This is a genomic window from Chryseobacterium piperi (assembly GCF_002285635.2).
Lineage (GTDB): Bacteria > Bacteroidota > Bacteroidia > Flavobacteriales > Weeksellaceae > Chryseobacterium > Chryseobacterium piperi.
On record NZ_CP023049.2, the window covers coordinates 2835243 to 2859607 of the forward strand.

At 34.8% G+C, this 24365-nt stretch carries 14 protein-coding genes and 1 riboswitch; of the genes, 7 read left to right on the forward strand and 7 right to left on the reverse strand.

Translation table 11 applies throughout. The features are described 5' to 3' along the window. Position 1: 1 nt before the first annotated feature. Both CJF12_RS12425 and CJF12_RS12430 read right to left on the reverse strand, forming a co-directional pair. Positions 2-4360, reverse strand: coding sequence for a CusA/CzcA family heavy metal efflux RND transporter (locus tag CJF12_RS12425; RefSeq protein WP_084675572.1), 4359 nt, complete (start codon positions 4358-4360; stop codon positions 2-4). Between the two features lie 141 nt (positions 4361-4501). Then, on the reverse strand, positions 4502-4825 hold the full coding sequence (locus CJF12_RS12430) for a DUF6660 family protein (RefSeq protein ID WP_051887127.1): 324 nt from the start codon (positions 4823-4825) through the stop codon (positions 4502-4504). A gap of 324 nt (positions 4826-5149) precedes the next feature. On the opposite strand from CJF12_RS12430, the gene CJF12_RS12435 reads away from it, so the two are divergent. The 7 genes from CJF12_RS12435 (at position 5150) to CJF12_RS12465 (ending at position 16538) form a co-directional block, all read left to right on the forward strand. Continuing rightward, positions 5150-6376 carry a protein O-mannosyl-transferase family gene (locus CJF12_RS12435; RefSeq protein ID WP_034680339.1) on the forward strand — a complete coding sequence of 409 codons (1227 nt, stop codon included), beginning with the start codon at positions 5150-5152 and terminating at the stop codon, positions 6374-6376. A 502-nt stretch (positions 6377-6878) separates the two neighbouring features. Beyond that, positions 6879-7853 carry a hypothetical protein gene (locus CJF12_RS12440; protein WP_051887128.1) on the forward strand — a complete coding sequence of 325 codons (975 nt, stop codon included), beginning with the start codon at positions 6879-6881 and terminating at the stop codon, positions 7851-7853. A gap of 11 nt (positions 7854-7864) precedes the next feature. Then, complete coding sequence (locus tag CJF12_RS12445; protein WP_034680342.1) at positions 7865-8335, forward strand: T9SS type A sorting domain-containing protein; 471 nt, start codon at positions 7865-7867, stop codon at positions 8333-8335. 165 nt (positions 8336-8500) lie between these two features. After that, positions 8501-15079 (forward strand): RHS repeat-associated core domain-containing protein, encoded by a 6579-nt coding sequence (locus tag CJF12_RS12450; RefSeq protein WP_051887129.1) that lies wholly within the window; start codon positions 8501-8503, stop codon positions 15077-15079. After that, the gene (locus tag CJF12_RS12455) at positions 15063-15614 is read left to right on the forward strand and encodes a hypothetical protein (protein WP_034680345.1); all 552 of its coding nucleotides are present in this window, start codon (positions 15063-15065) and stop codon (positions 15612-15614) included. Before CJF12_RS12450 ends, CJF12_RS12455 begins: the two co-directional genes overlap by 17 nt. Positions 15615-15792: 178 nt before the next feature. Further along, positions 15793-16008 carry a polymorphic toxin type 23 domain-containing protein gene (locus tag CJF12_RS12460; protein ID WP_228379031.1) on the forward strand — a complete coding sequence of 72 codons (216 nt, stop codon included), beginning with the start codon at positions 15793-15795 and terminating at the stop codon, positions 16006-16008. Next, complete coding sequence (locus tag CJF12_RS12465; RefSeq protein WP_034680347.1) at positions 16002-16538, forward strand: hypothetical protein; 537 nt, start codon at positions 16002-16004, stop codon at positions 16536-16538. Before CJF12_RS12460 ends, CJF12_RS12465 begins: the two co-directional genes overlap by 7 nt. A 118-nt stretch (positions 16539-16656) precedes the next feature. On the opposite strand, the gene CJF12_RS12470 is transcribed toward CJF12_RS12465, so the two are convergent. The 5 genes from CJF12_RS12470 to CJF12_RS12490 all read right to left on the reverse strand — a co-directional run bounded on the left by CJF12_RS12470 (position 16657) and on the right by CJF12_RS12490 (position 23932). Next, a complete protein-coding gene (locus tag CJF12_RS12470; protein WP_034680351.1) occupies positions 16657-18150 on the reverse strand; it encodes a RagB/SusD family nutrient uptake outer membrane protein in 1494 nt (497 codons plus the stop codon). Between the two features lie 18 nt (positions 18151-18168). Next, entirely contained in the window at positions 18169-21099 is a 2931-nt protein-coding gene (locus tag CJF12_RS12475; RefSeq protein ID WP_034680354.1) for a SusC/RagA family TonB-linked outer membrane protein, read from the reverse strand. A gap of 83 nt (positions 21100-21182) precedes the next feature. Next, positions 21183-21279: riboswitch (SAM riboswitch) on the reverse strand. A gap of 322 nt (positions 21280-21601) precedes the next feature. Beyond that, positions 21602-22921, reverse strand: coding sequence for a hypothetical protein (locus CJF12_RS12480; RefSeq protein ID WP_034680357.1), 1320 nt, complete (start codon positions 22919-22921; stop codon positions 21602-21604). A gap of 143 nt (positions 22922-23064) precedes the next feature. After that, positions 23065-23391, reverse strand: a complete 327-nt coding sequence (locus tag CJF12_RS12485) for a transposase (RefSeq protein WP_034680362.1) — start codon at positions 23389-23391, stop codon at positions 23065-23067. 61 nt (positions 23392-23452) lie between these two features. Beyond that, positions 23453-23932, reverse strand: coding sequence for a transposase (locus tag CJF12_RS12490; RefSeq protein WP_228423502.1), 480 nt, complete (start codon positions 23930-23932; stop codon positions 23453-23455). Between the last annotated feature and the right edge of the window lie 433 nt (positions 23933-24365).

The window sequence follows — 24365 nt, forward strand, 5'->3', positions numbered from 1 at the left end:
TTTATTTATTAATTATTGAATTAATAGTTACTACAGATTGGTTTACCTGCTGGATAGATTCCAGGTATTTTAATTGAATGTTTGTCGCAGTTTGTAAGGCAAAAAGATATTCTACGTAAGTAATCTCTCCTGTTCTATATCCTAATTGAGCTGCTTTTACAATTTTCTCAGCATTCGGAATAGCCTGTCCTACATAATAGTTATATTGTTGGGTATCCTGTTGGTACTGAGTCAATGCATTTTGTAACTGAGTAGACAACTGATCTTTTTGATATCTCGCATTGGTTTCTGCTACCTGCTTTTGGTATTCCAAAGACTTTATTCTTGCCTTTGTAGCTCCAAAAGTGAGTGGGATAGCAACACCAAGGTTTACAAAACTAAAACGATTACCTGAATTATAGAACACCTCTCGCCCACCTACAGGATAAGACCCCGTTAAAGACTGATTGGTATATCCTAAACTAAATTCCGGAAGCCCCTGTGCCTTTTCCACCTTCATATTCCTTTCTGCAATCTCCATTTCCTGATAAAAAGCCCTGATTGTAGGATTATTATCTACCACTTTATTATCCAATATATTTCCGGCTTTGAGCGGCTCGTAATTTCCGTTAAACGGAACTTCAAGATCCTCAGCAGTGTTTAAAAGTGTTTTCAGGTTTTTATACGCATTATCCAGAAATACCTGATTTTGATTAAGCAAAAGATTAATTTCTCCTTGTTGCGTTTCAGCAGTACTGATCTCAATTTTTTTGATATCACCTGCCTTAAATCTCACTGTTGCAATACGGATAAAGTCACGGTAAAGGCTATCCAGATTCTTTAGCTGCGCTCTATTATATTGCAGATATTCAATCTGATAATAATAGGAACGAACCTGTTTTACCAATTCATTAGCCGAAACTTCTTTATCGATCTGTCTACTCTTTATGGTTTCAGTAATCAATTCTTTTCTTGCCTTAAATATGGTAGGAAAAGGAATACTTTGCGAAATTGCAAAAGACTGATCAAAAGTAGGACTGTTATATTGCCCAAGTTGAGCATTAAAATTCATTTTCGGAAGTTCTTTAGCAGTAGGCTTTAAGGCTACTGCAGACTCAATACTCAGGTCTTTGGATTTTAGGGCAAGGTTATTCGCTACAGCAGTTTCTACCGCTTGTTCCACAGTCAATGTTTTAGATTGAGCATTAGCCAGCTGTCCCATCATTAAAAATCCAAGAATAATCACAGGAGTCAATGGTTTCACTTTTATCTTCTTCAATGGAATTTTTGTATTAAAGATAATATATAACATCGGCAATACAAATAGTGTTAAAAATGTAGCACTAATTAATCCTCCAATAACCACTGTCGCCAAAGGTTTTTGAACCTCAGCTCCGGCTCCTGTAGATATTGCCATCGGTAAGAATCCTAAAGAGGCTACGGTAGCTGTCATCAATACAGGACGAAGTCTTGTTTTCGTTCCTTCTATTACTCTTTTAAAAATATCTTTTTCTCCTTCTTTTTCTAATTCATTAAAGGTTCCAATCAATACAATTCCATTAAGAACGGCTACCCCAAATAAGGCAATAAATCCAATTCCGGCACTAATACTGAAAGGCATTCCCCTTATCAGAAGGGCAAATATCCCTCCAATAGCACTCATAGGAATCGCTGTAAAAATCAAAGCAGCCTGTTTCAGAGAGTGGAAAGTAAAATATAATAATAAGAAAATCAACAATAATGATATTGGTACTGCAACCGTAAGACGCTGTGTTGCTTCCTGCAGATTTTCAAATTGTCCACCATAGGTAAAATAATATCCGGCGGGTAATTTAATATCTTTTTCAAGTTTCGCCTGAATATCTTTAACCACACTTTGCACATCACGCCCTTTTACATTAAATCCGACTACAATTCTACGCTTTGCCTGTTCCCGGCTGATTTGTGCCGGTCCTAATTTATAACTAACATTGGCTACCTGCGAAAGTGGAATCTGCGCTCCTGTTTTGGTGTTAATCATCAGATTATTCACATCATCAATATTAGTTCTGTTCAGACTATCTAAACGAACGACCAAATCAAAACGTCTTTCGTTCTCAAAAACCTGCCCGGTGCTTTTCCCTGCAAAGGCAGTACTTAAAGCATTATTGATATCTTCGATATTCATTCCGTAATTAGCAATCCTCGTTCTGTCATAAGTCACATTGATCTGAGGAAGCCCACTTACTCTTTCGATTTGTGGAGCGTTCGCCCCATCAACAGTTTGGATTACTTTTCCCACTTTCTCTGCATAAATTGCAAGAGAATCAAGGTTTTCTCCAAAAATTTTAACGGCAACATCTTGTCTGATCCCAGTCATCAATTCGTTGAAACGCATTTGAATCGGCTGATTTCTTTCAAAATATACCCCCGGAATAGCTTCCAGTTTTGCGCTGATTTCATCTCCTAATTCCTCATATGATTTCTTTGTCTTCCATTCACTTTGTGGTTTTAGCACAACAATGATATCAGATGCTTCAGGAGGCATTGGGTCAGTAGGTACTTCCGCTGATCCTGTTTTGCCCACGACCAATTTCACCTCATCGAATGACTTAATGATCCTGGAAGCCTGCATGGAAGTTTCCAAACTCTGGCTTAATGAGCTTTGCTGTGGCAAAATACATTGAAATGCATAATCTCCTTCCTGTAATTGTGGAATAAACTCTCCTCCCATTCCTCTGAATATAAGAACGGCAATAATAAAAATAGAGATCGTTATAGAGACAATCAAAAACTTCAAACGAAGGGCTTTTTGTAACAAAGGTTGATAAACTCCTTGAAGGAAGTCCATGATTTTGTCACTGATTGTTTTTTTATGGCTAATATTTTTTGACAGGAACAATGAGCTTACCATTGGAATATAAGTAACAGATAAAATGGTAGCTCCGATAATAGCAAATCCTACGGTTTTTGCCATCGGCGTAAACATTTTACCTTCTACTCCTGCCAAAGAAAGAATCGGAATATAAACGATAAGAATAATGACTTGTCCAAAAATAGCACTATTCATCATTTTGGATGCCGCAGTTCCTACTTCTTTATCCATCTGGACTTGAGTAAGCCTTCCTTTATTCTTATCATGCAATAAATGCAATGTTGCTTCTACAATAATAACCGCCCCATCGACAATAAGCCCAAAGTCAATTGCACCCAAACTCATAAGATTGGCGCTTACTCCGAAAACATTCATCATTCCCAACGCAAATAATAAAGAAAGTGGAATCGCTGACGCCACAATAAGTCCGGCTCTAAGATTCCCAAGAAAAACAACAAGGACGAAAATCACAATTAATGCCCCCTCTACCAGGTTCTTTTCTACCGTTTTCATAGCTCTTCCAACGAGATCAGTCCGGTCAATGAAAGGCTCAATCACCACATCATCCGGAAGAGATTTTTGAATCGTTGGTATTTTAGCTTTCACATTGTTCACTACCTCGTTACTGTTGGCTCCTTTCAACATCATCACTACTCCACCCACAGCATCTACTTTTCCGTTATAGGTCATCGCGCCATATCGAACGGCACTTCCAAAACGAACATCTGCTACATCTTTTATATAAACAGGAATACTTCCGGTTTCATTTTTCACCGCAATATTCCTGATATCTTCTAATGACGTGACCATCCCGACTCCCCGAATAAAGTAAGCATTCGGCTTTTTATCGATATAGGCTCCTCCGGTATTCTGATTATTTTTCTCTAATGCGGTAAAAATATCAGAAATACTAACTCCCATCCCTTTCAAACGGTTGGGATTAATCGCTACTTCATACTGCTTTAACTCACCTCCAAAACTGTTGATTTCTGCAACACCCGGAGTTCCGTTAAGCTGTCTTCGAACAATCCAGTCCTGCATCGTACGCAGATCTTTGGTACTGTATTTTTTCTCACTCCCTTTTTTCGGGTGCAAAATATATTGATAGATTTCTCCTAATCCTGTACTTACAGGAGCCAGTTCCGGAATTCCCACTCCTTTCGGAATTTCTTCCACAGCCTGTTTTAACTTTTCACTAATAAGCTGCCGGGCAAAATAGACATCTACATCTTCTTTAAAAACTACGGTAATAACGGAAAGTCCAAATCTTGAAATACTTCTCATATCCTGAATATCAGGAACATTGGCAATACTCTGCTCAATGGGAAAAGTAACCAATTGCTCTACTTCCTGGCCAGCAAGCGTAGGGCACACTGTAATAATCTGCACCTGATTATTTGTAATATCAGGCACTGCGTCTATGGGTAGTCTGGTAGCACTCCACACTCCCCAAATAATCAACAACAAGGTCATGATACCTACAATGAACTTGTTTTTGATACTGAATTTTATGATTTTATCTAACACAAATAAGATTTATTTTTATTGAAAATACATGCACTGGGGCATTTTAAATGTCATGTGCAAAAATATCATGAAGTTCCTTGCAATGGAATTGCAAAGTTTCACGTAAGCTCAGAAAGCATTACTTTCTAACGTCAACAAAAATTAAATTTTAGGGGGCTGCCAGATATGGTTGTATACCTGATAAGCAAAATCGTGTTTCTGGAAAAGGATCTTTTTTGAAAAATATGCGTGAACCTGCTCCGGAATACTTATCGTCGGTTCCATTTTAAAAGCTGTAACTGCTATTTGACAGCAGTTGCAAATACATAATGGAGAGCATACATCACCTTCATCTTTTGAATGAGACTTTTCAATACTTAATGAAAAGCTCGTTTTAGACGACCCCGATTGTTTATGCGCATCTTCGCATGGCACCATCGTTAATGCCATAAAGTAAAATGCTAAAATCAATCTTAAAAAGTTCATTTTGACAAAGGTAGAGTTTTTTTATTAAAAAAATATTAAATCAAATGGTTCTAAACCAGTTTGGGGAATAAGTATTCCCACATCTTACCTGTTCTCCTTACAAATACCACTCCATTATCAGAATATTTTAAAATAAAATTAATTTTTTTCTATCTTTTTTAGATAACAACACAAATACAGCTCAGAAAATCAGCTTAATATATATTTCTAATTCAATTATCTTCCTAAGCATTTAAATTATTTATTATCATAAAATATGATCTCTTTATTATTAAGTTTCAATAATTTTACATTTGAAAACATCATGATGATTCTCTTTTGAATATGAATAATAAATCCACGTTCCAATTAGTACTAAGTATTTTATTTTTAGCAATAATCTACATCTTGTCAGTTGCCAGCGATCCCTCTTTAGGGGATAGTCTCATTTTCACCATACAAGGCTACCATGGATTCAGCTTTGATTCAAATGCAACGAATCATTTACTATTTTCTAATTTTTTAGCATTCATTCATATACTGCTTCCTTTTATTAATGTTCATTTCCTTTTTGTTGGGGTCAGTATATTATCTGGTTTATTATTCCTTTTCTATTTGCAAAAACTATTAGAGATTTCAGAGGTTTCATCAAGGTCTTCTATCCTATGTATTTTACTCATGGGATTGTCATTTACCTTTTGGAGACAATCAATAATTACTGAAGTCTATACCTTTTATCTGCTATTTGTTGTTTTATTTCTTATTCACGTATTCAAATTCATTCAGGAAAAGAAATCAAAACATTTTTATAGAGTCTCTTTTTTCTTTGGTCTTCTTTTTTTAATACACATTCAAACCATTCTTTTTATACCATTGTACTGTTATTTAATTTTTAAGAATTCAAAAACTCTTAAAAATCATCTTTTATATGGGCTATTGATCACCATAGGTTTATTTTTAGTTTTATTAATCCCTCCATTATTAGGGCATCATTCGTTTATTGCTATATTCACTAATCCCGACTATACAGAATCTATTTTTAATCTTGATTTAAAAGTCATCTCTAAAAGCATCCTAAAAAATTCAGGTATTCTAATATATAACTTCCTATTTTTCATCATCTTTATATTTTGGGGATTTAAAAATAAAAAACTTCTGGATTATTTCATTGTAGGCGCTTTACCTTTTATTGCCTTCTGCATAAAACATAATGTATCAGACATTTATGTATTCCACTTGGTTCTCTATATTTTCATTCTCATCTTAATAGGAAGAGGATTAGATCGATTCCCCAAAATATACGTAGTAGCTCCATTAATACTACCGTTAATATATTTCCTCTCTTATAAAATCGTAAAAGAAACTCCTACTGGTGAACAATTAGAAAAAGAAAAAGAATATAAAGGAGGAGTCAGATATATGCTATTTCCTCCTCTTAATAAAAATCCCGACTTGAATTACTTTATTATTAAATACAAAGAAGATTCATTATATAAAGACCCTTTCTTAAAAAGCCTATACTCAGATGTTATTGAATGGGAGAAAATTAAAAATAACTATAGCAAAAAGTAGGGCGTTTGATTTACTTTTCTAAAAGTGAAGTATAATATAAGTAGTATTTTCTATATCAATATCTGCTTTTTATATATCATGTTATAAACTCAATTTGGGAATAATCGGCCTACATCCTCTTTCTTTTTCCATATCGAATAAACCCTACTAGAATATTTTTCAAAAAGAATAAGATTAATGTTGATTTTTTTCTTTTTTAGTTAAAAAAAACACAAATACTATCAGAAAATCAAATTATTACACATTTTAATTCCACTTACAGTGAACATTTAATATTTTTGCAAAAAACACAAATAAAATTTGATCACTGTATGCAAAATAATTATTCTCTATTTATAACCCTTAATACATTCTCATTGTAATACTTTGTATATTCCTGATGGGGGGGGGATTTATTCTTTTCATTTCTATTAAGATCTAATCTTTTTGATCATCCTAATCCAAAACTTCAGGACTACAATACTTTATCCATATAAATAATTAAAAATATAAATCTATATAAATGAAACAAATTTTACTCACTGCTCTTATTCTATCTGCTAATCTAAGTTTTGCTCAAGTAGCTACCTCCTTAAGAGTCCAAGATGCCAGAGACACGAATAATCTGCCATCTACTTATAATTTTGAGGTCAAAGCAGAATTTAAAAGTAGAGATGCTATCAATGCACCAGGAGCTGGTAGATTTTCAGGTCTGTTAACTATTGCTCCATGGAAAGATAATACCGGAAATAAGCATCATCAATTAAATTTTAATGATGGTGGAATATTTTACAGGAATGCTCTACCGAATGACCCACAATGGGGGAATTGGGGTAAATTGCTTATTGAATCAAGTGAAGGACAAGTAAGAATAGGGCAAAATGATACTGATACGAATAACAATTCTATTGCTGCATTGAGAATTTATAGAACTGAAGGTGCTGCGTTAGAAGTTGCTAATTCTTTGGGAGTATTTCAGATTGGGAAGTCCTCTTGTAATGGATGTTTCTCTCCTCATGCAGAGCCTGGTGATACTGTATTGAGAAATTTAGGAAATACTCATAATATCATTATTGCTATGCCCAATAATAGAAACGATGGAAGTTCATACATAGGACTTAATGATGGAGCGAACGGAACATGGATTAAATTTTTCAATAACGGAATTGCCAGATTTAATGGTAAAATATTAGCTAAAGAAGTTGAAGTAAAAGCCAATGTGTGGGCAGATTATGTTTTCAAAAAAGGATATCAACTTCGCTCTCTGGAAGAAGTAGAACAGCATATTGAAGAAAAAGGACATTTACCCAATATTCCATCTGCGGATGAAGTCGTAAAAAATGGGATCAATGTAGCAGAAATGGACGCAAAACTCCTGGAAAAGATTGAAGAACTTACGTTATATTCTATTGAACAGAATAAACAGCTGAAGTCCCAGTCTGAAGAAATTAAAGAACTTAAAAAACAAGTTCAGCAGCTTATTTCCATTCAAAAATAATCTACCCCGACATGAAAAGAAAATTACTTTCCCTATCCTCATTGTTAATAGGATTCTTTGGTTTTTCTCAAACTGTAGTTTATTTCAAATATGATGAAGCAGGAAACCAAACATACAGAGGGCCTAATATCAATGCTAAAAAAGCTACGGAAGAACTAAAACCTGAAATACAAGAAAAACCAGCTTCTATACAACAGAGTACTGCAATGGATGAAAAGACATTTTGGAAACAGATCAGGCTCTACCCTGTTCCGGTTAATGATGTTCTTACCATAGACTGGACTGACCAAGCAGATGAATTGATAGAATCTGTTTCACTTTACCAGCATAGTACTGTTCACTGGAAATTCCAGCAACAAAATATACCAAGCTTAAATAAGCAATTAAAAATCAATATGTCCGGTTTTGAATGGGGGGTCTATGTTCTTCGCTTTACCTTGAAGGACGGAAGGGTATTCAGTAAAAATATTACGAAGAGATAGCAGATGTCAGGTCGCAGGTTATAGATAACAGGCAGCAGGAATATTGAGATCTACCGTCAGATCGAGTGAAATTTTCGCAGCGTAGCGAAGAATAATTTTGCATTGAGATCTGATTGTATTACCAAATGACACCACCGTCACACAATCATAATTATCAAAAAACTTATGAAATTTTTATATTCATTCATTATATCATTAAGCTCAGTTTTAAGCTTTTCACAAACCATACTCTACCAACAGGAAAGTACATCACGAACAGTACAGGACCCACAGGCAGTAGTATTGGCACAAGGATTCAGAGCTGCAGCCAGTACTTCCAACCCATTTATAGCTAAGATTGGTCCTGCTACAGAAAACCCAGGAGGAGGGCCTACAGATTCTAATGCGGGAGCAAATAATCCATCGGGAACAACCACACCTCCAAACCAGAGTTTTCATGATACGAAAGGAAATATCGAAGTTAATGGAGCTGGGCAATTACAATTTACTTTACCTATTGCTTTACCGCCCGGTGTAAAAAGTGCAGCTCCACAGATTAATCTTGTTTATTCAAGTGATTCTGGAAACGGGGTTGCGGGATATGGTTGGAATTTATCTGGGATAACTTCTATTTCCAGAACTGGAAAAAATATAGAAAAAGATGGAGAGGTAAAAAGCATCCAGATTGATTATTCCGACTATTACAGCTTCAATGGTCAAAGATTGATTTTAAAGTCTGGAGAATATGGAAAAGATGGTGCAGAATATGTTACAGAGAAGTATTCCAACATCAAGATTAAGTCCCTGGGCAACATGCCAAACTGGAAGCAGCCAGAATATTGGGAGGTAACCTTCGAAGATGGCTCTCAGGCCTGGTATGGGGGAACCGCTCCCGGTTTGAATAATGCCACTAACCGTTTAGGGTTTAGTATAGTAAAGTGGAAAGATGCACAGGGAAACATCATCAATTATAGCTATGATCAGGAAAATAATGTCAACATAATAAAATCTATAACCTGGGGTGGAAATGAAAACCTAGGAACTGCTTCTTTTAATGAAATCATATTCAATTATAGTGATAGAAATATTTCTGAAGGAGCGTACATCAATGGCCCCGGAACTTTGTTTACCCAAACAAAGATTTTAAAAGACATTATTGTAAAAACAAATGGACAGCTCTTCAAGAAATATGTACCAGAATATATAACGGATTCTATAGGATACCAGTACGTTAAAAAGATTACTGAATCTAACTCAACAGGCGAGTCGGCAAATCCAATTGTATTTGATTATCCCACTCAAAACCCAGCTTCCATCAGCGGTTGGAATATAGATAGCCAGGCTTTGTTTGATAAAATTAAATTTACGGGAGACTTTAATGGAGATGCCTACCTGGATTTTGTCATGACTGACGGGACTATAAAACTGGGGGTTTTTAATGATGATTTTAATGTTGTTCAAACCAATAAAACATTCAATTCCAGCTCGATAGTTGTTAACACATTCCTAGATGAAACAAAAAAAGTAGTTAATGGTAACGGGATTGCAGAATATGAAGACGGTAAGATTTCTGTATATACTTTTAGAAACAATACTTTTATCAAAGTATTCGAAAAACTGATTTATCAAACAACATGTACAACATGTGAAGCTACATTAAATGAGGGAGATCTAAATGGTGACGGTATATCTGATGTCTTTCTTACTTTATCAGGATCTGGGGTTGTAGAAAACTATATCATAGATCTGAGCAACCCAAGGAACACTGCTTCTACTTATACTTTGGATAATGGGATTAATGAAAGCTCATATACAGATCAAAAATATATGGATATTGACAGTGATGGAAAGGTAGACATAATTAATGTATCCAACACTGCATATACTATATTTGAATTTGTAAAGACAGCACCCGATGAATACCTAAAGAAGGTTAAGTTTTTCGGAAATTTAGAAGAAACCAAAGGGAATGAGTTCCCTGTATTATTCGGAGATTTCAATGGGGATGGAAAGCTTGATTTTGCCCTTCCTATCACAGAAGGTAAAATTGGTAAAGATGACTGGAAATTTTACATAGGAACAGGAAAAAGTTTTAATACAGCTTTCAAACCTAACTTTTTAATGTATAAAAATGAAAGTACACAAAATAATGGAGCTTGGTTAAGATTTAGCAGAACCATGTATTCCATTTCCGATCTTAATGCAGATGGGAAATCAGATATTGTTCAGGTTCATTCCTATTCCAACTTATTAAACTCAAATTCGAGAACAATAGGCGTTGTTGTGAATGGCTTGATTTCGAAAGGATCTCCTGTATTAGGATCCATAGATTTTGAAACCAAGAATATTTATACTTTTCCTACCCCACCTCAATTTACCATGGTTCGACCTTATGATGATCTTTCCATCTATCAGCCGATAACCAATGTGATAAGATCCAATAATAATTATTATAACGTTTTCTTATTCAGAAAAAATAATGTCCTTAAAATTAAGGCACCTACAGGGGTAGATGAATTAAAAAGAATACAGTCTGTTACTCAAGGTGCAATTACCACATCTGCTACATATTTGGAAATTGTTCCTGATAACGTATCTACTCCTAATTTTTATAAAAATACAAAAAGTGAGTTGTATCCCTATTTCTCCTTAAATAGAATAGACAGAGGGTATGCTGTTTCACAACTTCAGCAGGCAGATAGAAAACAAGATTTCCGATACAGAGGGATGACTATACACATGCAGGGAAAAGGGATGATAGGGTATCATCAGACCGCACGCTCTTCTTGGTATGCTGATGGCTTGGAAAACACAAAGATATGGTCTGGAACAGAAGTAGACCTTCAGAATGAAAGCGTTCCCGTAAAAGAATGGAGTATCAGAACTAATGATGAATCAAACATTTTTCCGGCTAATCTTTCTGAAAATAATACTCAACTTTTAAGCCTCAAATCTACTGTTTACGAAAGACATCAACTTGTAGACGGACAGATTACGGCATATACTACCACTTTAAATCGACATAAAGCAGTGGTCGCAATTATGCCGACCAGCAGCAGAACGAAAGATTTCCTAACGAATACTACGACGTCCAACACGATCACCTATAATAATTATTATCTACCCGAAAAGAGCGAGTCCAGAATTAATAATAACTACGCTGTAACTACTTCAACGGTTGACTATTATCATAATCCATCAGGAACCGGATCCAATTACTATATCGGTCGCCCGAAAATTAAAGAAGATGTTGTACAGTCCTATGGTGACACAAAATCTGGCAAAGTAGAATATACCTATGAAAATAACCTGTTAAAAAAACAGATCACCTGGAACAGAAACAATTCCGGATCTATAACGGAAACTTATAATTATGATGGTTTCGGAAATATCACCAAAAAAGTAACCAGTAATAGTGTAGATGCTCAAACCCAAACTTCCGATGCCATCTATGACCCTAAAGGACGTTTTGTCGTAAAGAAAAAAGATAACCTGGGGCTTGAAACCAATATCATTTATAATGACTGGGGACAAATTGAAAAACAAACCGATCCGTTAGGCAATACCTTAGATAATAAATATGATGGATGGGGTAAACTCTTAACCTCCAAAACCAACCTCAGCGGAATCACTTCTTACCAGTACGAAAGGGATAGTAATGATAATATTACCATTACTCAAAATGATCCGGACGGAAATATTTCTAAAAAATACACCAATAAACTTGGACAGGAATATAAAACTTCTACCAAAGCATTCGGACAGGGACAATATATTTCTAAGCAAACCCAGTATGATGTACTCGGTAGAAAGATAAAAGAAAGTGAGCCTTATTTTGAGGGACAAGCTGCTAATCAATGGAATAGTACTGAGTATACGGATAGCGTATTTCCAGCTAAAGTTACAGTCTCCTCATTCAACGGTCACAAAACAGAAACTACAGTTTCAGGGTTAATAACCACTGTAAAAGAGCTCAATGGCAATACAAGAACCACTTCCAAAAGGGGCGATGCTCTAGGAAATGTAATGGCATCCACAGATAAAGGAGGAACAATCAATTTTTCTTACAATGCAGCGGGTGAACAAATCAAAGCCCAATATGCTGAAAATAGTGTAACCACTTCTTATGATGTATGGGGAAGAAAGTCAGAATTTAATGATCCGTCGAATGGAATCTATAAATACGAATATAATGTTTTTGGGCAACCTAAAAAGATCATTAGTCCTAAAGGAACCAAAGAATATATTTATAATGCTAAGGGACAACTTATCTCTCAAAGGGAGCTATCCACTACGGATGCTGGAGAAGCCACCAACAAAACCATTTCTTTTTCTTATGATGATAAAGGAAGAGTCATTTCAAAATCAGGAACTTCAAAAGGACAGGCTTATAGTTCAAGTATCACTTATGATCCACAAGGAAGAGTTTTATCTTCATCTGAAAGCAGTAACGGAAAATACTTTATCCAAAAAGGGATTACTTATGATGATAAAGCCAGGGTAACTACATACGAGAAACAGTTATACTCTTCAGGAACTTTAACCAAAGTGCAGATAGAAAATCTATATAGCAATTGGAGTGGAGAACTCTTCCAGGTGAAGGATAAAAATACAGGGAGAGTATTATGGCAACTTCAGGAAACCAACGCTAAAGGACAGGTATTGAAAGCAAGATTGGGTGCAGCCAATATTACCAACAACTATGCTCCTGATGGTTTCTTAACAAGTGTGAACCACTCTTCTACTGCAAAGCCAAGTATTTTACAACTTTCCTACTCTTTTGATGCCATTAAAAATGAGCTGAAAAGCAGAACTACGGGTGGTGATTTTAACATCATTGAGTCTTTTGATTATGATGACAACAATCGTCTGGTGAACTGGACCAATCCGGTTACAGGGGTCAAACCTAATGCTAACAGAAATGTGTATGATGTGAAGGGACGAATCCTGGAAAATGACCAGGTAGGAAGCTTCAAATTCCAAAACAACCAGAAAATCTACCAACCGACTAGTATGGTTCTTAATACAGCAGGAACACAGAATTACAATAATGACCTGATTCAAAGTATTGCTTATAATGAAAACAATGATCCAATATTCATTGATGGTGAAAAAGGAGATGTAGCGTTCCAGTATGGGCTTACCAGCATGAGACAAAGGGTGTCTTATGGAGGGAATTTTGCTACTGATGGAGAAGGAAAGTTCACGAAGTTTTATAGTGAGGACGGAAGCTTCGAAGTGATTAAAGATAATACTACAGGAAGAGAGAAGCATATCTTGTACATTGGTGGTAATCCATATGACACCAATATTGTATATTTGAAAGACTATACCCAGAGCAGTGGTTCTTTTAGGTTTTTACATAAGGATTATATTGGAAGTATCTTAGCCATTAGTAATGAAGCTGGAAATAAACTGGAGCAGAGGCATTTTGATGCATGGGGGAATTTTACGCATTTGAAAATTGGAAATGCAGCGACCCTCACCGGAAATGCGCTCAACCAGCAACTCTCAGCCAATAATTTACTAATCGATAGAGGCTACACCAGTCATGAGCATTTTGCAGAAGTCGGGATTATCCATATGAATGGAAGATTGTATGATCCACTTTTAAGAAGATTCTTAAATGCAGATGAGAATATCCAGGATCCAACCAATACCCAGAATTATAATAAGTATGGGTATGTATTGAATAATCCATTGATGTACAATGACCCAAGTGGGGAGTTTGCATTTGCAGCTTTGGTAGCGGTAATGGCTAAAGCAGCTTTTTCTGCAGTCGCAATAACTGCTGCTACTTATACTGCCACAGCATTAATAAAAGGTAATTGGACAGTTAGCGGATTTTTCAGGTCTATTTCTTCATCTGCAATAACCGGAATGGTCAGCGGAGCACTGTCTTTTGGGATAGGAACCTTATTTCAGGTTGCACGTATTGCCAATTCTTTAGGAACGACAGGTGTCGTACTTGCAAGAACAGGATTACATGCCGTAAGTATGGGCGTTCTCTCATCTGTTACCGGAGGTAGCTTTTGGAGCGGAGCTGCAAGTGGTGCATTTGCAAGTTTAACGGTGGATTTGTTGAAAGCTCCTAGTAATGGTCTTTTTGATTTTAGTCCTCTCAGGAGTGATGTTGGAAAGTTAATCACTGGATCTATGTCGGGAGGGATAGGAAGTGTATTAGCTGGAGGCAACTTTTGGCAGGGAGCGATGAATGGATTTTTTGTGACAGCTTTTAATCATTTGGAGCATCAGATTCAAAGAATGTCTCGACAGCAATCAATACAGGCTATTAAGAAACAATATCCGAGGCTTTATGAAGTATTATCAAAATTACCTCAATTTTTAAGCGAAAATCCTCAAATTTTGAATACTTTATCTGAAGATACAGGACTTACAACTGGACAAATCCTTAAATTTATGGATATCAATAGCTCTGAAGGACAGATTATTAAACTCGGACAAATGAAAAAACTTGGACTTTCTATTTCTCCTATAAGCTATATACAAGAAGATTTGGTTAAAACATTTGAAGGACTACAAAATGCTGCATTTATACAAGGTACTTCATTTTTGTTGGCCATTACTGTTTTACATGAGTTTGTGCATTGGGGAAGAGTATATAATATTTTGCCTTCTGATTCTCCAAAAGGATCGAGATATTCAGATTATGGAACACAATGGGAGTATAAAACCTTTGGGACAGTTACAGGAATAAATCAAGAAACAATTAATTTATCTTATAAATATGGCTGGAAATTTTAAAATATTATATCAAATTTTGTTATTTGGATTCTTGTTTTCATGTTCATCAAATAAGAATGAAAGTGTTGGTAAAGAAATAATAAACCAAAACTTTAACTCCTTTTTGACCGATTTACCTATATTTCCGTCAAAAGAGAATCCTGATGGTGTTCTTCCAATAATCGTTTCGGATAGTATCAAAATAAATTATTTTATCAACAATTATTGTAGAGAAGATTGCTTTGATAAGATTAATAAGGAAGGATTTAATATTAATGAAAAAACGAATTATCTTATTTTTCGAATTACAAAGCTTCCTCAAAATATTGAATATCAAAAAATATACTTAAAGCACTCCAATAAAAAATTAAAAATCAATGATTATATAGAGATTAATTTTTCTAACTTCTATTTTAATAAAGAAAATAATAAAGCATTTATAATTGTTGAAAAAGATGAACACGGAAGTAAGGGAGGTAAAACAGAAGTTTACTTTTTTGAGAAGAAAGTTGATGGGTGGAAACTTTACAAGAAAGAACTATTAATGATTGGATAAAAGGTCTCAACCCATTTCCTAGCTACCGCACGAATCTTTTCGTGTGGCGAGAATAATAAAACGGTTGCAGACTGCAGCTGTTTTATTTTATTTGAAAAAGAAATTATAGGAAAACTCATAAATTGTTAAACGCATGGAAATTTTGAGGGAGCATTAATCCTAAAATAAAAATGAAATAATTGATGAACGAGGTAGGCAGTATCGATTTGGAGGGGCTTATGTTGGCTGGGGAAATTATCGAGTGCGAATAAATTCCGATAGATATGTAAGACATGCAATACAAAATAGATTAGCCCACACATTCATTTCCCCTCAACCAGGTTTTAGAGTTTTGTCTAATACTATAAGTCCTTATTTACAATATCAAACGCGTAATAAATTCACATCATGGTAAGAAAAATTATTTTATCAATAATATTGTTATTGGTATATTCTTGTGCAAATACTCAAACTTTGGGAGATGGTAGTAAAACCCTTACAAAGAAATATAAAAATCGGGGGAAATTTAATTCTAAAATATTTGAATTAATTGATAATAATTTCTTTTATAAGGAAATTGATTCTTATCTAGTAGATAAAGATTATGTAAAAACAAGACAAATTGGAAGCAGCAACATATTAAACTTTCTTCAGTTTTATGATGATGGAAGTATTCGATTTTTGTTATATAAAGAGCCTAATCCAGAAATTACAGGTAGAAGAGGTATAATTTATTTAAAAAATAATAATCTAAAAATAGATACGCAATTTACAAATCAAGGGGGAGCTATTTCAAAAGGGACATATAGTGTCAAAGTAGATGGAAATAAATTATATCTTTTTGATGATAACTCATTAGTGCCTAGATCGGAATATATTTGTTTGGTATTCGAAAAATCCGAAAAAATCCCTGAAGACTGGAAGAAGTATAAAACGGATTGGTAAAAGAAAATCATAAAAAATTTTTGAGGATAAAATAATTGTAAAATTATCGTTAACACAATAGAAATAATACAACAGCCATTGCTTATGCAATGGCTGTTGTTCGGTTAAAAAACTGGAATTATAGATTGGGATTATTTTCTATTTCCTTCTGCGGAATTGTAAATAAATAATACTTACTATTCGGAGCAAACGCTGACTGGTCAGGAAAAGAGAATATAGAATGTCCTCTTCCTCCAACTGTTTTTACGGTTCCATCAGGTGTTGTTATCTGAACCTGTATCGGTTGTCCATTGGCAGTAGTATATGGTTTTCTTGCCACCGTTCCCTGAGTACGGATGATATCAGATAATGAAAACCCCTCACCGAATAACTCTTTTCTTCTTTCGATCAGGACTTCTTTAATAACTTCATTTTGTGATAAAGATCCATTATAAGCATTAGCATTTCTTGCTGTCTTCAATTGATTTAAAACCGCCACAGCATTCGCTTCATTTCCATTTCTTGCTTCAGCCTCAGCTTCGATCAGATACATTTCTGCTGATCTCATGAAGACAATGTCTGCAATAAGATTCGCTTTAAACTTAAACTTCGCATACCTCAAAAGCCCCTCTCTTCCCGGAAGTCCATCCCACTGAAACAACTGATATCGAATATCGTGAGTGTCGAATAAATCTTTAAAATAAGGATCGGCCATAAAACTGTAATAATAGCTTCCCGAAGAAGAAACATCTAAGTAATGAAATGCATAACTTTCTCCTGATTGTTCCTGTGTCTGACCATGACCCCAAATCCATTCCCCATTACCAATATCATTAAATCCATCCTTATATTTTTCGGGAGCCATTAAAGGAAAACCTGTTTTGGCTATTTTTGCAGCTGTAATAGCTTTGGCCCATTCACCCGTATTTAAATAAGTCCTTGCCAACAATCCATTAACCACAGAACGGTCAATCTTATCTTTAATATTTCTTGTATAGTTTTGTAATAAATGGTCGGCTTCAGATAAATCATTTTTAATCAGCGTATACATTTCTTCAAGGCTTGCCCTTTTCTTCCCTACCGAATTCGTTGTCGTTGGTTCAGTATAAATAGGAGCTACTAAGGCATTCTTATCTTTTAAATAGCTAAACTGATAAAAGCTGGCCAGATTTAAATAACAAAAAGCCCGTAAAGCTTTTGCCTGACCTTTAACCTGATCTTTTTTCGATTGGCTTCCCTCTACTCTATCAATACGGCTGATGACATTATTCATATTATTTATTGTGGAATACAACATACTCCAGATAAACTGTGAGCGTCCACCTGTATTATTAACCAGATCAGTAAATGCATAGGCTGAAGCAAAACCATATTTATTGGTTAAGACTGCGACATCACTTCCCATTGCATCACTTGTTCTAAGTACGGTAGAATAACCAATATTAGCATAGTTAGTTCCATCATCATTGAATTTCGCCCAAGCTCCGTTGATCACCGTTTCTGTACTTTCTGCAGTTTTGAACACTTCATCTTCATTGGCCTGATTTGTAGGAGCAGTATCCAAATCATTGGTACACCCTGTAAAAGATAATGCCGCAATCATGACAAGGGATATATATTTTAATTTTTTCATTGTTTAAATTTTAAATGATTAAAGAGTTGCCTGAAGACCAAAAGTTATCGTTCTCATCGCAGGATACCTGTAGTAAGTTGTTCCATCTATACTTTGTTCAGGATCCATTCCTTTGTGTCCATAGAACGTAAGGAGGTTTTCTGCCTGTAAGTAAATTCTAAATTTCTTTAAACCTAATTTTCCAAAATAATCGGAAGGCAACGTATACCCAATACTTACATTCTTTACTCTCGCATACGTTCCCGAATACAAAAATCTTGAAGACACTGAGGTCCAGTTATTTGTTTTCGTACTTAAAGCCGGGACGTCGGTATTTGGATTTTCAGGAGTCCATCTATTGAGCATCTCAGCACTCCATGATGCTCCTGCATTATTTCCGTTAGACATCAGCATCGTATAGTCTGTATCAAGGATTTTTCCTCCAATACTAAACGTGACCAATCCTGAAAAATCAAAATTTTTATAGTTGATACTCGTAGTAACTCCACCGGAAACTTTAGGTAAAGAAGAGCCTTGCAATGTTTTTGTTGCTTTAGCATATTCCGAAGTGGTACCTTCTACTGTATTTCCACTGGCATCCTGGTAAATATACTTCCACAAAGGAGCTCCATTACTCGGATCTACTCCCATCCATTCAGGAATGAAAAAGTCATATACCGAACCTCCGACCTGCAGTAATTTACTTCCGGTAACGATCGACCCTTTAGGAAGCTTGGTAATTCTGTTTTTTAAAGTACTTAAGTTAACATCTACATCCCAGTGAAAATTATCTGTTCTGACCGGAGTTGTAAATAATGAGAATTCAAATCCTGTATTTTTAAGCTCTCCGATATTGGCAGAATAACCACTGAAACCTAAAGATGGAGCTAATGGCATCTCAAATAAAAGGTCCTGACTTGTGCGCTGAAAATACTCTATATTTCCTTTGATCCGGTTGTTAAGGATCGCGAATTCCAGTCCTACATTCAAATTAAGATTAGTCTCCCATTTCAGATCCTCTGTAGGCAGTCTGTTAGCAACAGTTCCACCTTCTCCAAGGTTATTATAAAAGGCATATAAGCTTTGGTAAGCATAATAGATATTTTGATTTCCTTTCATTATTTTATCATTTCCTTGCCCACCATAACTTGCCCGAAGGGTAAGCTGATTAAAGAAATTTAAATCTTTGATAAAGGCTTCGTTAGATGCTTTCCAGGATCCTCCTACGGACCAAAAAGTTCCCCATCTGTTTTGAGGTGAGAACCTTGAAGAACCATCAGCTCTTACTGATCCGGAAATAAAATAAGTATTTTTAAAATCATACTCCGCTTTTCCTAAGAAACTCAGCAATCCTACCCTGTCACTATTTCCACTAAATCCGCCTAATAAAGCAGCTGCATCCGGTTCATAATAATAAGGAAGCGAAAATTGGCTCCTATTTCCCGATATGGTCTGATATTCATAATGATAAAATTCTTGCCCGCCCAAAATATTAAAATGATGTTGGTTGAACTTTTTGTCATAAGTCAGGATATTACTGGTAGTGTATGAAAGCATTCTTGAATTTGTTTTTGTCACTGAACCACCAATCTCACTTCCTTGCCCTAGTAAAGGATTAGAATAATAGTGCCCATTATAATTTACCAAATCGACAGAGAAGCTGGATTTGAATTTTAATTCAGGCAAGAAAGTAAAATCCAAATATCCTTTTCCGGAAAAGTTATCTTCCCTGTTTTCATTTTTATCTAATGGTAAAGTTGCAGCGGCATTCTGATTCTGTAAAGCACTTGTTGGCCTGTATTTTCCAAAATCATAAATTGTATTTCCATTAGCATCAAGTCTGTAACTTCCATCTGCATTTCGCTCATAATAAGGATAAAAAGAAGGAATTACTCTTGCTGCATTAATGATATTATCCTGTCTTGAATCAGAAGAAGGTGGGGCTTCCTGAAGACTATTGGTATAACTTAAGTTAGCTCCTATCGTCAACCACTTTTTGACCTCATTGTTGATCTTTAGTCTTGTACTGTATTTCTTAAAGCCTGAACCGATAGCAATTCCTTTATCATCAAGATATCCCAGTGAGAAAAAGTAATTCCCTTTTTCATTTCCACCACTGAAATCAAGATCTACCTGATTTCTTGAAGCCACTCTCTGCAGAATATCCCTCCAGTCATCATTCCATAAAGCTCTTGCCCCTGGTATTAGTTTGCCATCTGTTCCTACAGGCTTTGCATAATTAAGTCCATAGGGGTTAATTCCTAAAATATTCACCAGATTATCTGTAGCCATTTGAGCGGCCTGTTGCGAGGAAACCTGACCTGATCTATATCCATTTCTCATGGCTTCCCAATATAATTGAAAATACTGATCAGTATTCACCTGCTCATAATCTTTTACCGCTCTGCTGGAAAAACCCTGGCTGATATTAAAATTAATTCTTGATTCCCCTTTTTTTCCTGATTTCGTAGTTACCATGATAATCCCATTGGCACCTCTGGATCCATATAAAGAGCTTGCTGTAGCATCTTTCAGCACACTGATCGATTCAATATCATTGGGACTGATGGAATTAATATTTCCGTCAAAAGGAATTCCATCTACCACAAATAAAGGGCTGCTTGAAGCACTTACCGATCCGATCCCTCTGATACGAATTGTTGCCGTAGCTCCCGGTTGTCCGGATGCGCTCACTGCTTGTAAACCTGCAACCTGACCTTCCAATGCTTTCGTAATATTAGTAACAGGTCTATTGTTAATTTTTTCACTAGAGATTGTTGCTACAGATCCAGTATAACTTGTCCTTTTAGCTTTACCGTATGCTACAACCACAACCTCATCAATATCCTTTTCACGAAGTGTATCTTTTTTTGATTGGATTTCCTGCCCATGAACCGTCACTAATCCTAATAAGAATACAGCGCCAGTAGGAATCCAAATTTTGGCATTAAATAGTTTTTTATTAGCCATAATCAATTTTGTTTATCAAATATTAAAAAATAACCCTTTGCAGAAAAGTCAGCAAAGGGCATCAAGAAATTTGATTAACCAAATGCTTATTTTTCCTTAAAAGGCTGAATGTAACACCTTACTTTACGCAGGTTGTCAAGACTTCACAGGGTCAGTTCCCTCCATCTTTCTTTATAAGCCGATCGAAATATGGTTGCAAATCTAAAAACAAATAGTCTATAAAACAAGTAGACTATTTGTTTTTTTATTTTAAATTCTCAAAATTTAACTTAATTTTTACATAAAAAACCGATAAATAGGCTTTTATGAAAATTACTAAATCATTAAACATGACAAATATCATTATCAATTATTCAAAACTACTATCCAATTATGAACAAAAAAAATGACGCTTAAAAGCGTCATTTTCAACTATTTTGATTCCTACCTATTCCAATTTTATTTGTAAACAAAAATTTTCTGTAGAAATGATGGTATTTAAATTTATAACATCCCAAACGGCCTATCTTACATATTCGATCGCAATACTAAATAGGTTACAAAAGAATTTCGCGTTAGGACTTTCTGTACAGCTACTTCCTTCGCTATAAAATTTATCTGTGGATTCATAATTGTAAAATAAATTTACATCAGTATAAACTAGTACATTACCATCTAAAGTTCCCGCAGCTCCACCTGCACTGTCTTTCATAAATAATTTGGCAGTAGCTGGATATTGTGTTAGTCTACCCATATAACGGTTGGTTTGTAGCTTCGTATTTTCTGGTAAATTCCCAAATATCCCACTGTTTGGCCCCTGAGAGCCCGTGGTAAAAAATGATCCCGGCCTTTGAGAATTAATATACTGTGTAGTATAACCTATATTCAACTTATTGATTGGGCTAAGATTTTGATGCTCTGCATCAATAACAAAGAACTTCTTCTTTTCCTGAATTTTCTGCTTCAAAACAGCGATAGACTGATCAGAAAAATAACTGGTATATACGTAACCAATCCAAATAATATCAGCATTATCTATTGCCGTTGCTAATTCAGAAGGAGTCGCAGTTCGGATATTAACTGTTTCAAAAATAAAATTAGACATTACCACACTTCCATTCGGTCCGAAATTGCTAGGGTTAGTTAATTTAGAGCGGGCAACAGATGAATACGTCCCATTGGAGTCTGTTGATAAAGTTCCATTCCATGCATCAGGAATTACTGAAAGGATCTTAATTACCCTTCCAGACGGTTGATTTGTTACTGTAACATTAAAAGTACAACTTTCATTTCCTCCTGGATTAATAATAGAGTAAGTATAAGTTCCTGTTTGTGCTGGAGTCCCTTCTGCTGAAAGAATGACATATTGCTCTCCTGTATTCTCAAAATTCCCTTCTCCATTAAAACTCATTCCATTAATGGTAGCTGTATTAATTTTATATTTACCTGGGCTGCTCACTGTAACTTTAATTCTTACAGATCCTGCAGCAGGGGAACCGGCATAAAAATTTCCATTAACAACAGGTTCACAGTCGATGGCATATACCGCAGCATTTCCCTGGCACATATTAATCCATTCCATGCTATTCCAAAACTCAAGACAGTGAACTGTTTTATTGTAGATCACCATACCCTCGGAACTTTCATCCGGAGCACCCGAAGTAATAAGAGCATCTCTCTGAGAAGTTGTTAAACGCGGTGGAAGGAAGCCTTTGTCATTAGAAAAAACTTCTAGCGCTGATTTAGAATGCGGGCTAGGAGTATTAATCCCTACTTGTCCATATATTAATAAAAATGGAGCTAGAAAAGATACTAGCCTTAGTAAGTTTTGTTTAATCATCATGTATTGTGTTTTAAAATTATTTACTATGAATATTTGTGTTAGTTAATGGTGAATTTAATGAGCTATATAATTATTTCAACTTTTATATTCTCTTAAACTATTTTATATTTTTAAATAAGGTTTTGTAAGCATTACTATAATATTTAGAATAGAAATGTCTTCTTCCATTTCGCTACAGTATTTCTACTTATCTTAAATTGATTAGATATTTCGGTATTACTATAACCATTTTTCTGCTGAAGCTCTAAAATTCTTGTGATCGTAAGCTTATCATAAGATCTATGTCTTTGATTAAACCGCTCTGTTTCCATATCTTTTAAACCAAAAATAATTTGGTTCAGTTCAAGCACATCCAGTACTGCTAATCTTTTTTTCTGTAAGATCGTTCTACAATTTTCAAATTTATCCGGGTACTTCATCTGAATCATATCCATATAAATTTGTTTATAATCAGGACCTTGTTCTTTCATAAACTCTTAATTATTATTTGAACTTACTAGTATTTAAAAAATTTTGGCTCAATACCAAAATTTAATTAAGATTTCCATTATACCTACTAATCCATTTATAGAGTGTTGTCCTCGGAATTCTATATTCTTCTATTATCTGAAGTTTTGTTTTTTGCCCTGTGTTTATAAGTTCCAAAATAAAATCGATTAGCTCTTTTGTATATATGTTTTTTCGGAATTGTGGCAAAACAAACTTTTGCTTACTATCCACAGTATTAAATTGAGCATTACCCAGAGGAGCAAAAATAATCAGATGCTGGGTATAAATTCTAAAAAAATCATACTCTAAAAGCTTGCTATACTTAAGAAGAAGCTCGGTAGGGAGCTCCTTTTGTCCCAATACTTTATATACCTCATCTTCGCTAGTATTAAGAAATTTACAGATACGAACAATAGAAATATCTATTTCTTCAATTCTTTTCTTAATACATTCTCCTATGTGGATATCTTTAAAATCAAAATTCATTCTTAAAACCTTAACATAAGTTAGATAGATCTTCAATCAAAAAATTTGCTTTATTTTCTATCAAAAACAACAACGCCCCTCATTTGTCTTTCAAAATCAATCCGGACATAGATACCAAATACAATAGCAGATTAAAAAATATTCTTTTTTAAACAAAATATTAATCATCATTTGTGTTCTTTACTCTAATAATAACATCGTATGAATATTTAGTTATATTAGAAATATCTTGCATTCTTAATTTCCTCATACAAAACATTCAAGATCAACTAAACACACAACAATAACTCCACAAAAAAGATTTGGCATTTTTTAACCTGCCATACATTTTTTTTATATAATTTAGCCAACGAAAATAAACTATTGATGGAAGATGTTTTACTTAGTTTTCACTTTTTTTGAAGTTCTGTTGCAAAGTTATTATTTATAAGTGCAGAAAAAATTAAATTGTAAATGAGAATCCATAAAA